The organism is Gelidibacter sp., from assembly GCF_053579655.1.
The window spans coordinates 43,702-55,989 of sequence record NZ_JBMDWE010000027.1; the positions used below are offsets into that span (position 1 = coordinate 43,702).

Annotated in this window: 9 protein-coding genes; 5 read left to right on the forward strand and 4 right to left on the reverse strand. The window is 36.9% G+C overall.

Annotated elements, in window-relative coordinates; genetic code table 11:
• Nucleotides 1-218 precede the first annotated feature (218 nt).
• Complete coding sequence (locus tag ACOH2D_RS13610) at nt 219-701, reverse strand: DUF4890 domain-containing protein (protein WP_449535416.1); 483 nt, start codon at nt 699-701, stop codon at nt 219-221.
• 315 nt (nt 702-1,016) lie between these two features.
• Between ACOH2D_RS13610 and ACOH2D_RS13615 the strand changes: the two genes are divergently transcribed.
• A complete protein-coding gene (locus ACOH2D_RS13615; protein ID WP_449535415.1) occupies nt 1,017-2,300 on the forward strand; it encodes a DUF2157 domain-containing protein in 1,284 nt (427 codons plus the stop codon).
• Nucleotides 2,301-2,310: 10 nt separating this feature from the next.
• On the forward strand, nt 2,311-2,868 hold the full coding sequence (locus ACOH2D_RS13620) for a GDYXXLXY domain-containing protein (protein ID WP_449535414.1): 558 nt from the start codon (nt 2,311-2,313) through the stop codon (nt 2,866-2,868).
• A 1,136-nt stretch (nt 2,869-4,004) separates the two neighbouring features.
• On the opposite strand, the gene ACOH2D_RS13625 is transcribed toward ACOH2D_RS13620, so the two are convergent.
• From ACOH2D_RS13625 to lysS, 3 genes are all read right to left on the reverse strand, one after another.
• Nucleotides 4,005-6,479, reverse strand: coding sequence for a zinc-dependent metalloprotease (locus ACOH2D_RS13625; RefSeq protein ID WP_449535442.1), 2,475 nt, complete (start codon nt 6,477-6,479; stop codon nt 4,005-4,007).
• A gap of 449 nt (nt 6,480-6,928) precedes the next feature.
• Nucleotides 6,929-7,615, reverse strand: a complete 687-nt coding sequence (locus tag ACOH2D_RS13630; RefSeq protein ID WP_348036299.1) for an endonuclease/exonuclease/phosphatase family protein — start codon at nt 7,613-7,615, stop codon at nt 6,929-6,931.
• Nucleotides 7,616-7,835: 220 nt separating this feature from the next.
• Nucleotides 7,836-9,524, reverse strand: coding sequence for a lysine--tRNA ligase (gene lysS / locus ACOH2D_RS13635; protein WP_348036298.1), 1,689 nt, complete (start codon nt 9,522-9,524; stop codon nt 7,836-7,838).
• Between the two features lie 287 nt (nt 9,525-9,811).
• On the opposite strand from lysS, the gene ACOH2D_RS13640 reads away from it, so the two are divergent.
• The 3 genes from ACOH2D_RS13640 (at nt 9,812) to ACOH2D_RS13650 (ending at nt 11,803) form a co-directional block, all read left to right on the forward strand.
• A complete protein-coding gene (locus ACOH2D_RS13640) occupies nt 9,812-9,970 on the forward strand; it encodes a YqaE/Pmp3 family membrane protein (protein WP_449535413.1) in 159 nt (52 codons plus the stop codon).
• Nucleotides 9,971-10,604: 634 nt separating this feature from the next.
• A complete protein-coding gene (gene lipB, locus ACOH2D_RS13645) occupies nt 10,605-11,321 on the forward strand; it encodes a lipoyl(octanoyl) transferase LipB (protein ID WP_449535412.1) in 717 nt (238 codons plus the stop codon).
• A 2-nt stretch (nt 11,322-11,323) separates the two neighbouring features.
• Nucleotides 11,324-11,803 (forward strand): hypothetical protein, encoded by a 480-nt coding sequence (locus tag ACOH2D_RS13650; RefSeq protein WP_449535411.1) that lies wholly within the window; start codon nt 11,324-11,326, stop codon nt 11,801-11,803.
• Nucleotides 11,804-12,288: the final 485 nt, after the last annotated feature.

The window sequence follows — 12,288 nt, forward strand, 5'->3', positions numbered from 1 at the left end:
CTTAAAATTTAAGACCCCGTCCAATTATTGATTTTTATAAGCGTTTGTATTAAAGAATAGAAGAAGTGTATTGTTGAACAAAACTTTAAAAACCTCTATTCCCATCAGGTAACGCTGAGTACTGCATGTTTTAATCAAACAACAATTTTCATATAAAAAAAGAGGGAGTTTCCAATTAGAAATTCCCTTTTTGATTTTTAATGATGCTCTGTTGAAGCTTATTTTATGACTTCTTTTGGGGTCATTTGGCGGCTTTTGTTTTTAGAATGCCTGGCATATCTTTTACTATGCTGATCACGTTTTTCATTCATTTTTCCCCATTTCTCATATTGTTCTGAAGATAAAATGCTTTTCATTTTTTTCTTCATTTCAATTTGCTGATCCAATCGTGCGTTGGCCATTTTGAAACGCTCTTCTTTTGACCAAGTCTTGACTTCTGCTTTTTCCTTAGATTTTAAATAAGCCTCTTTTTTGCTTTGTCTCAATTTGGCTTGTTCCAAGAATACTGCGGACATCTCCTTTTGTTGTTTGTCACTTAAATCCAAAATTAAAGTCATTTTTTTGGCTTGGAGTTGTGCCATTTCTTCAGGAGAATATGAGGTTTTAGACTCCATGCGCTGTTTTCTAACTTCTCTTTTTTGTTCTTGTGCAGATACTTGTAAAGTTGCGACTGCGATTATTATCATTACTATTTTTTTCATGTCTCTATTTTTAAAGGTTACACTTCTAGGACTGAGAGTGAAAGGAATGGTTTAAAGATGGGATAAGATGTTGGAAATTTTAACAATTGTTTGTTCATTGTTAGTCAGATAAATTATCCTGCTTAATAATGCAGTTAATTTCAATGAAGCAAATTAGTGGAAAGTTCATTTTTACTAATATTACTTGGCAAATGTTCATTTAGAAGGTTTTTGTTTAACTCTAATTGTGGGGTTTAAAACGAAACATCTATCGGTGGAAAATCTGAAAAAAGCATAAGAAATAAAAGATTACATTTAACATAAAAATTAATTCGAATGAAATCAAGACTTGTTGACGAATTGCCAGAATTGGTAAGAAATAAAGTTATTTCGGAAGAAGTTGCCATAAAAATTCGCGGCTATTATCAAAGTCATGAATCAGAAACGCCTAACAAATTATTTGCAATATTTGGTGTTTTAGGATCCTTATTAGTGGGATTGGGGATCATTCTGATTTTGGCCCATAATTGGGATTATTTTTCACGGGCATTGAAAACCGGTCTTGCTTTATTTCCTTTGATTTTAGGACAAGTATTGGCAGGCTATGCCATTCTTAAAAAGAAAAGTGGGACCTGGAAAGAGGCGTCTGGCACATTCCTGTTTTTTACAGTGGGTTCCAGTATTGGTTTGGTAAGCCAGATTTATAATATCCCTGGCGATTTAAGTACTTATGTATTGATTTGGATTTTGCTGTGTTTGCCGTTGATCTATCTATTAAAATCCAACGCCGTAGCCATGCTTCATATTGCCTTTTCGACTTTTTACGCGGTAAGTATAGGTTATGGATTTAATGGTCTTTCAGAAGCGCCTTGGATATATGTGCTGTTGCTTGCATTGGTAATGCCTCATTATTTGCAATTGCTAAAGCATCAACCGGAAGCCAATGTGACCTCCATTTTTAATTGGTTGCTGCCGTTAAGTGTTATCATTACGTTAGGGACGTTTTTAAAGCGTTATGGTGACTTAGGGTATTTAAACTATGTGATTTTATTTGGTCTTTTTTATAATATCGGGAAGCTTCCCATTTTTGATGATCGGAAATTAAGACGAAATGGGTACCTCATATTTGGGTCTGTCGGAACGGTTGTGATGCTTTTGATTTGCAGCTTTATTGGGATTTGGAATTTCGATAGTGGATCCGATTTATTTGTATCTAAGGAGTTCTTAATGATGCTGTTATTATTTGGTGTCACTTTGGCGCTCCTAATTTACTCGTATTCAAAACAAAGGTTAAAAGGGTTTAACTTATTTCATTTTGTGTTTATCATATTTACGGTGTTCTTTTTCAGCGGCATCTTATATGGCTTAATCGCTGCCATATTCGTAAATATTCTTGTTTTGGTACTTGGGCTTGTCACGATAAAATTGGGGGCAGATAGATATCATTTCGGAATTCTTAATTATGGATTGCTCATAATTACCGCGCTGATTGTGTGTCGCTTTTTTGATACGGATATGAGCTACGTCATTAGAGGCCTCCTGTTTGTATGTGTTGGAGTGGGCTTCTTTTTGGCTAATTATATTATGCTCAAAAGGAAAAAATCAATTGTGAAAGTTTAAAATTAAGAAGATGAAATCAATCCATATATTTTCAATATTCGTAGTGGTCGTTTTGGCGCAACTCTTTGTTCCGACTCAAATGATTCTTGATCAAGAAAACACCATTGCTAGCGGAACTGCTTATAAATTCAGAACGCAGCCTGTGGATCCGTCAGATCCATTTAAAGGGAAATATATTTATTTAAATTACGACTTAAGTTTTGCGGCTACCAACGATACCACTTGGGTAACTAATGCGCCTATTTATATAACATTTAAAACAGATAGTCTTGGTTTTGCAATGGTCAAAGAGGTATCCAAAGATGATCCGAAAGCGGGTGACTATCTAAAAACAAAAGTCACTTGGTACAACCGTTTTGACAATAGTGTTGGTTTTTCCTTTCCATTTAATGAGTTTTACATGAATGAAACAAAAGCTTATGACGCCGAATTAGCGCATGCTCAGGCACAAAGAGATTCTCTGCCAAACAATACGTATGCTTTGGTTTATGTTCTTAAGGGAAAAGCTGTTTTGGATAATGTGTTTATCAATGATATTCCAATTGCGGATTATGTTGAGAAGGAGTAGAGGTTGGAGGTTAGGAAATCTTTTTTATTTGGGACGGTTTTGGTCTATTTCCAAGAGGATAATGTATTTTGAATAAGGCTGAGTTGAGTTTTTAAAATGATATAATGTCGTATTTTGTTTTTTAGTATATATGTGTTTAAAATTGATTTGGGTATAGTTGGTTTATTTTTGTAATACGTTAGCAAATCATTCTATTTACTAGTATGGCCTCAAAAATATAAACCCCGATATTAATAGTTTATCCTTTTTAATCATAAGAAATCAGCGTTATCTGCGTTCCTTTCCTTGGTAGAACACTGATGACGCTGATGGAGCAGATTTACACTGATTTAAGTAGTTATACCAATACAATTCGTGTATTATTTTTAACAAATGTATGGTTATAATTGATTTCTCTATTGTCCGGAAAAGAATTAAGACACTTCGACAAGCTCAGTAACCGCCGCTCCGCTGATAGAACCAAGAACAAAGACTAAACACGTAATTAATTGAAAATATGGGCTTGAAATTCATTATTAGAATGGATTAGGATGTTTTAGAAATAGTTTTCAAAAACCGAGAAATGAAGGAGATTGAGGATGAAAAACGTTTAAAAGAACTTTATCGGTCAATATTCTTAGAAGATCAACGCAACTTTAATCGGACAACAACGAACTGATTTATGAAATACGACACCAAATCACTCTATTTACTTAAATTATAATTGAAGCAAATAGTCTTATATTTTAATGATAGGAAGTGATATTCCTTGTGGCGGATGGCATGTGAAATTGTAATTTTAAAATGGAATTGATTATAAAAAAAACAGGACTAATTATCATTGCTTTAATTTGGTTTATAGCTTTGATTATTTTAATCATCTCTCTGACCAATGTATATCCAGATACTGTTTTTCAAAAATATCGCACTGTCGTTGGGATTGTATTTATCATAATAACTGGATTTTTAAGACTAGCTTATAAATCTGTTAATAAGGTATCGAAATTGTAGACTTTCCTAAAATGGATTTATAAATTTAAAGAGCACTCCAATAAAATGAATCATTCATCTGTCTAAACGTTGAGATGCCAATTGCAATTAAATAAAAAATGCTTCAAGAAACCTTGAAGCATTTATTTATAAATTAAACAAACTTGTTAGCTTTTTGGATTTAGAATAGCGTCAATACGTTGCAGCGCATCCGTTAAATGGATTCTGCTCATATTGTCATTGGTTCTTGCTAAACCAGATTTGATTGTGCCTTCTAAAGTTTTCAATTCTGCTCTTGTGATCGCTCTAATATCAGATTGGCTCACATCAACATTTGTTCTTGAAACAAAACGTCTGAAATTTGCCGGCACAGGAGTTTGTTCTTTGGTCATTAAATAGGCCATTCTATCAATATAGCCACGTTGAAGATTTCTTCTGTAGGCATCTATTGCTTTCCCACTATTTAACTCACTAAAAACACCTTTGCGCAAATCTTGCATCATGTCCAATAAACCGTAAGCGTTTTTACCGTTGGCCGTTTCGTTTTCGCTCATACGTTGCATTCTTCCAAAATCAAGGATGTCATTTAGCGTTCTCGTTTGCGTCCCGCGGATGCGTTCTAAATTACCATCAAATTCGATTCTATTGAAAATGTCATTGTCTAATAACCATTCTGGTGTAGCGAACAATTCTTTCTGAAGGAACTGTAAGGCTTCTTTTTGTTTGGCTTTATCAACAGGGGTGTAGACATCTCCTTCTTGGTCGTAGGTTTTGTAAATTTCATAAACCCCACCAATGTTGGCAGTCACGTGGCCCATATAACGGTTGTATTGTCCTAATACTTCGCCATACATAGTGCCTAGATCGCTATAATCTTTACCATCTTCGGCAGTCCATTTGATCAAGTTTGGAACGATACGCTTTAAGTTCGCAATTCCGTATGCACTAGCTTTCATGGCGTCATCACCTAAATCCTCGGTTTGAGAACTTGGATCGATCACACCACCACTTTGCTGTCTTCCGAAACGGTACATTGGATCTCCAGCGTGTTTTAAAATCCAGCTATCTAAAGTTTTCTTTTCATCTTCTGGTGTCGCGGCATCCAAAATTGGACGGTAACCCCATGAGATGGCATATTTGTCATAAATACCAATGTTCGGCATTAAAGCAACACCTTCATCACCTGGCTGTGCAATATAATTGAAGCGTGCATAATCCATAATAGACGGTGCAGTTCCATACTTTTTAGTAAATTCTGGGTTACGTAAATCGTCCACTTTGTAAGCAACACTACTTCCCATGTTATGAGGTAAACCTATGGTATGACCAACTTCGTGCGAAGACACAAAACGAATCAATCGTCCCATGATTTCATCTTTAAATTTCACACTTTGTGCATCAGGATTAATGGCTGCCGTTTGTACGAAGAACCAGTTGCGCAACAAAGTCATTACGTTATGGTACCAGTTGATGTCACTTTCTAAAATCTCACCACTTCTTGGGTCACTTACGTGAGGGCCGTTAGCATTAGGGATTGGAGAAGCTAAATAGCGAACTACAGAATAACGAATATCCTCTGGGCTCCATCCCGGATCTTCCTCAACTGTTGGAGGATCTTTGGCGATAATGGCATTTTTAAATCCGGCAGCTTCAAAAGCTACTTGCCAATCTTCAATACCTTGTTTGATGTATTTACGCCATTGTTCTGGAGTTGCACGGTCAATATAATAAACGATTTGTTTTTTAGGCTCAACCAATTCGCCACGCTTAAACTTTTCGATGTCTTCATCCTTCACTTCAAGGCGCCATCTGTCTAAATAGGTGACTCTTTTGCTTTCATGAGCATCTAAACCGTAATCAATTTGTCCACTTGTGAACCAACCTACGCGTTGGTCGAATATGCGTCGCTTCATTGGCTCTTTTGGCAATAAAACCATAGAGTTGCTCATTTCTATCGAAATAGCGCCACTTGCTGCATTTGAAGGTGGTTCACTTGCACTATAGGTTTTTACGTGACGTGATTCAATGTTTAAAGGATAGCTTTTAAGACTTTCGATATAAGATAAATCTGCGTCTAAACGGGTTACTTTATATTGTTTTCTACTTCGATCTGGCAAACCAAATGGCTTCACATCTTTCATATACAGATCAGTCACATCAATAACTGTAGTTAATGAATCTTTGCCGATAGCTTTAATAGGGAAGCTAAATAGCACAGGTTCAAAATTTGAATTGACCACAGCTTCATATACAGGAAGGGAGTCATTGGCTACTACACTATGGGAAACCATACGGAGCAATACTCTTTTATCCTTTTTTTGCCAACGCAAAACTTGCTCGTCTTGCTTTCCGCCGCCAAAACCTATGCCACTGGCGGTTTTAGCGATACGTGTCACCATGAGCATTTCACGTTCAAAAAGGGAATCTGGAATTTCATAAAAGTAGGACTCGTCTATTTTATGGATGGTGAACAATCCTGGGTCACTTTTGGCATCTTTTGTTATGACTTTGTTGTAAGGCTGGATGTCATTTTTTCCAGTTTTTTTTGTTGCATCAGAGGCAGTAGTAGCGGTTGCTGGTGTTTTGGACGCTTTTTTTGTAGTGGAACAAGACACGACAAAAAGGAAAGACGCCAAAAACATCACGCTTAAGGAAACTTTTTTCAAAATGTTAGGGGTTTAAAAATTTAAGGAAGTGAAAATACGCAATACATAACGTTGATAGTGGATTGTAATATATTTTAGTATTTCTTTAACTATTTAAAACGTAGTTTTTTAACATAACGATGCCACTTTTAAAGAGAATTTTGATAGGTTATGGATTTTTCTTCACTATGATCCGGATAAGAATTAAGACACTTCGACAAGCTCAGTAACTGCCGCTGCGCTGATAGAATCAAGAACAAAGACTAAACACGTAATTAATTGAAAATATGGGCTGTGAAATTCAATAATTAGAATGGATTATGATGTTTTAGCAATAGTTTTCAAAAACAGAGAAATGAAGGAGATTGAGGATCAAAAACGTTGAAAGAACCATTGATCTCTGTTCTTAGAAGATCAAACCAACTTTAATCGGACAACAATGATTTTTATTTAAAATATCCGACGAGCATAGCATGGTCAGAAACTTTATAATAAAACTTTTGAAGGCGTATAGGTTTGAGCTTTTTGCTTGTGAAAATTTGGTCAATTTCAAGTAAAGGAATTCCAAATGGCCAAGTTGCACTAAAACCTTCACCGTAATCATGAAAACTAGTATAATCTGTTTCATACTTTCTGAAGTGAACACTTTCATAAGGCGTGTTAAAATCGCCAACAATGATGTCTGAATTTCTTTGAGTGGCCAATTGCAATATCGTTCCTAAAGTTTTTCTTTTATCCATGGTTGGACTTTGAAAAGTATCCGTAAAGGCCATTAAAATAGGGCCAGACTTTAGTTGTGCCTCTACAAAATTGATGTCATAGCTTTGTTCTTCAATAGTATACGTTATTTTTTCTATACGTCCTTTTATGCCAATCAGCATATTGCCTTCAAGGATTCGAAATTCGTAAGCTGGGAAATCTTGTGACAGTTGCTGTATATCTTCTGCGGAAGCGTTTTCCGTCTCGGTAAGTGCGATAATGTCAGGCTGGATATTTTGGATGTTTTCTGTAAGGATATCCATATGGATTGTTGGCCGATCGGCGGCATTCCAGAATATAATGGACGTTGCATCTTTAGGAATTTCCACAGGGCTTGGGAAAATATAGGAATTATTGAGCCAAATACCAGTCAAACCTAAAGTGGTACAGATAAAAAATATAAAATACCGTTTTCTTTTGAAAAACAGAAGAGTGATAAAACCTCCCAATAAGATGATTAAAGGTAGCGGGAAGGCGTAAAAAAAGATTTGTAAAATTCGGAAATGATCCTTTAGGATGAAATGTATTATTAACAAAAAAGCATATGCAATTACTGCACATGCTCTTAATGTTAAAAAAATAAATTTCGCGACTCTATACAACATGCACAAATAGACCTTCTTCGGTTTTTTCGACTTTGGCCAATTTGTTTTTTGTCAAGCCTTTTATAGTGGCATCCCACTTTTTGTTACTCAGTCCGGATTGTTCTTTTAAGTTATTCAGATCTATCGGAGCATTGGATTTTAGGATAGCGAAAACTGCTTTTTCTTCTTCAGTCAAAGCCACTGCCTTCTTTTCCGGTCTCATTTGAGGGAAAAACAACACTTCCTGAATGGACTGATTATTGGTCAAATACATGATAAGTCGGTCCATTCCGATGCCCATTCCAGAGGTTGGAGGCATGCCGTACTCTAAAGCACGTAAGAAATCATAGTCGATCATTCCGGTAGCTTCATCATCACCTTTTTGAGCCAACTCCATTTGGTGTTCAAAACGTTCACGTTGGTCAATAGGATCATTCAATTCAGAATACGCATTGGCAACTTCTTTACCACAAACCATCAACTCAAAACGTTCGGTCAATTCTGGATTATCGCGGTGTTCTTTACACAACGGACTCATTTCCTTCGGGTAATCTGTAATAAACGTTGGTTGGATATAGTTGCCTTCACATTTCTCACCGAAAATTTCATCGATCAATTTGCCTTTGCCCATGGTGTCGTCTACTGCAATGCCCATGTCTTTAGCAGCTTTGCGGATCTCATCTTCAGATTTTCCAGTAATATCAAATCCGGTAAAGTGCTTAATGGAATCCGTCATGGTTACCCGAGCATACGGAGCTTTGAAATCGATTTTGTGTTCGCCGAAAGTTGCTTCTGTAGAACCGTTTACCGCAAGGGCGCAATGTTCTAAAAGCTCTTCACAAAAGTGCATCATCCAATTGTAATCTTTATAGGACACGTATATTTCCATAGCCGTAAACTCTGGATTGTGCGTGCGATCCATACCTTCATTTCTGAAGTTTTTTGAGAATTCATAAACGCCATCAAAACCGCCAACAATAAGACGCTTTAGATAAAGTTCGTTGGCAATTCGCATATACAAAGGAATGTCCAAACTGTTGTGATGGGTCATAAACGGACGTGCCGCCGCGCCTCCAGGAATTGGTTGTAACACCGGAGTTTCCACCTCAAAGTAACCGGCGTCGTTGAAAAACTGACGCATGGCGTTATATAGCTTGGTACGTTTTATAAATACATTTTTAACCTGAGGGTTCACTACCAAATCGGCATAACGTTGTCTGTAACGTTGTTCAGGATCGGTAAAGGCGTCATAAATAACCCCGTCTTTTTCCTTAGGTAATGGCAAAGGCTTTAAGGATTTGCTCAATAATTTGAAGTTTTTGACCTTCACTGTTTTTTCGCCCACTTGTGTGGTAAATAATTCGCCTTCGATACCAATGAAATCGCCAAAGTCCAATAGTTTTTTGAAAACCTCATTATATAAAGTTTTATCATCGCCAGGACAGATTTCATCTCTGTTAAAATACGCTTGAATCTTTCCTTCAGAATCCTGAATTTGAGCAAAACTAGCCTTTCCTTGCACCCGCATCGACATCAATCGACCAGCAATAACGACCTGTTTCCCTTCTTCAAATTGCTCTTTAACCTGTTTCGAAGTGTGGTCCACAGGATATAAATCGGCTGGATAAGGATTGATTCCCAATTCACGTAATTTGACTAATTTTTCTCTTCGGATGAGTTCTTGTTCTGAAAGTTGCATGCTGTTAAATTTTTGATATGCAAAATTACGATATTTAAAAAAATTAACGTAGTAATTTCAACGATAGATTGGGTTTTTGATGGTTTATGGGATGAAACTTTTTGCGAAGGGTTGAAATTGGTGAGTTTGAAAGATGAATTTTGATTTTGAGCTAGTTTTAGCTGCTTGAATTATATTTTTGAAGATGATGATATAGTTTTTATCCCGTAACAAATTGAATAGTTTTGCGTCTTAATAAATACATTAATCAGCCACGCAAAAGTAGTGGTCGTTAAAAATCATCAATTATGAGTATTTGGAGAGTTCTTCTTTCTATTTTTTGTCCACCACTTGCGGTCCTTGATAAAGGTTGTGGATCTATTATCATTGTTTTTTTACTATGGCTCTGCGGATGGGTGCCGGGAGTTATAGCTGCTTTGGTAATTTTGAATAACCCTAAAAAATAGTTTTCAGTCTCGGTTTTCAGTTTTCAGTCTCAGTCTCAGTCTCAGTCTCAGTTTTCCCGCCTTCGCAAAAGCTCTGGACGGGCAAGCAGTCTCAGTCTCAGTATTCAGTTGATGGTCTTATGAGTCGCTGACTTTGGAACTATATAAAATTTATAATTCAGTCATCGGTCATCGGTCATCGGTCATCTGTCATTCAACCCAAATAACTTTCTCTGTGCATCTCAGTGTTTGTCCGTGAATCTCTGTGAAACTAATTTTTGTCGCCCGTCATCGGTCATCGGTCATCTGTCATCTGTCATTCAACCCAAATAACTTTCTCTGTGCATCTCAGTGTTTGTCCGTGAATCTCTGTGAAACTAATTTTTGTCGCCCGTCATCGGTCATCGGTCATCTGTCATTCAACCCAAATAACTTTCTCTGTGTATCTCAGTGTTTCTCAATGAATCTCTGTGAAACTAATTTTTTTTCGCCCGTCATCGGTCATCGGTCTCAATAGATGAATCTCCATGAAACAATGTCCCACCATCTATCCGAAAATCCGTAATTTTACAGATCAGAATCATAACCGATTTAAATAGAGTCAGCCATGATTCAGATTTGATGAATTTGAAGATTACACTAGAAGACTAAGATTGTGAATAAAATAGTTACCGTACAGGATTTAGGGCATAAAGATTATAAGGATACCTGGGATTATCAAGAAGGATTATTCAAATCAGTTCTGGACACGAAAATCAAGAACAGAAGAGAGAATGCCAATTTAGAAACACCAAATTATTTTTTATTGGTGGAGCATTCTCATGTCTATACCTTGGGTAAAAGTGGCGATTTCTCAAATCTTTTATTGAACGAAGAGCAGCTCGCAAAAAAAGGAGCAACCTATTATAAAATAAATAGAGGTGGAGACATTACGTATCACGGACCAGGACAAGTTGTAGGGTATCCCATTCTCGATTTGGAAAACTTTTTTACAGATATTCATAAATACCTCCGCTTATTAGAAGAAATGATCATTTTAACCCTGGCAGAATATGGTCTGGATGCTCAGCGAAGCCCTGGAGAAACTGGAGTTTGGTTGGGTGTGGGAACGCCTTTTGTACGCAAAATTTGCGCGATGGGCGTGAGAGCGAGTAGATGGGTTACCATGCATGGATTTGCATTGAACGTCAATGCCGACTTGGGCTATTTTGACAACATCATTCCATGTGGTATTCGTGGGAAAGCAGTCACGTCCTTACATGTGGAGTTAGGCGTGGAGGAAGTGGACGAGTCCGAATTGAAAGCCAAAGTTTTAAAGCATTTTATGACGCTTTTTGAAGCGGTACCACAACAAGAAAAGCAGGTGTTTTAAATATGGCGAACATTCAAAAAATCATTTTATTGGTTTTAGTAGTGCCGTTAGCGCTGTTTCCAGGAGGATTGATTTTTTATGTGTTGTTGTTTGATGAGCCAAAATTTGAAACCGCCATGTGGATTCCTATTGGAATGTCAATTTTGGGTGTTTGCAGCTTTATATTTCATTTCAAAACGAAAGGCTTTTATAAACTTCTCAAAGAAAACGTGGATTTACCAAAAGTAGAGCCGGTGTTTTGGATTCTTGATATAGCTTTTGGGATTATCTATATCATTCTCTCGTTGTATGCGGTTTATCTTATGTACGCTTTTCCGACTAAGAAAAGCACCCTTGTTTTGTTGGTCTTTATAATTCCCATGCTTGTTGCTGGTGCATGGACCGTTTTTGAAGCTTTTTATCTCAATAAATTAATTCAGAACCACAAGTTTGCCAATCGACATTCTGAGATTGATGATATTAAGGGAGATGTTGGGGAGTGAGGTTTAGATGAGTTGGCAGTCTTCAGTTTTCAGTCTCAGTCTCAGTTGGCAGTAAGAATCAGAGTTAAATATCAAAGGGTTTCTGCGTCAATCCGCGAAATCTGCAAGAGATTTATTTTTTTACACATCTGAACTTTCCTGATTATTGTTGACCGTTTTTAATCAATTAACTCATTGTAAAAAATAGATAGGAATTTTTTTATTTCCACTTTCCACCGACTGTTGTCATTAATCATCGGGCAGATTTATTATAGAACGCTAATGACGCTGATCTGGCTGATTTTCACTGATTTTTTTTTGGCTTTTATTTCAATCTATGAGCTTCATTCATCGGTCATCAGACCAAATTGTCATCTGTCATCTGTCCTCCGTCATCTGTCCTCCGTCATCTGTCCTCCGTCATCTGTCTTCCGTCATCCGTCATCTGTCCTCCGTCATCTGTCCTCCGTCATCTGTCCTCCGTCATCTGTCCTCCGTCATCTGTC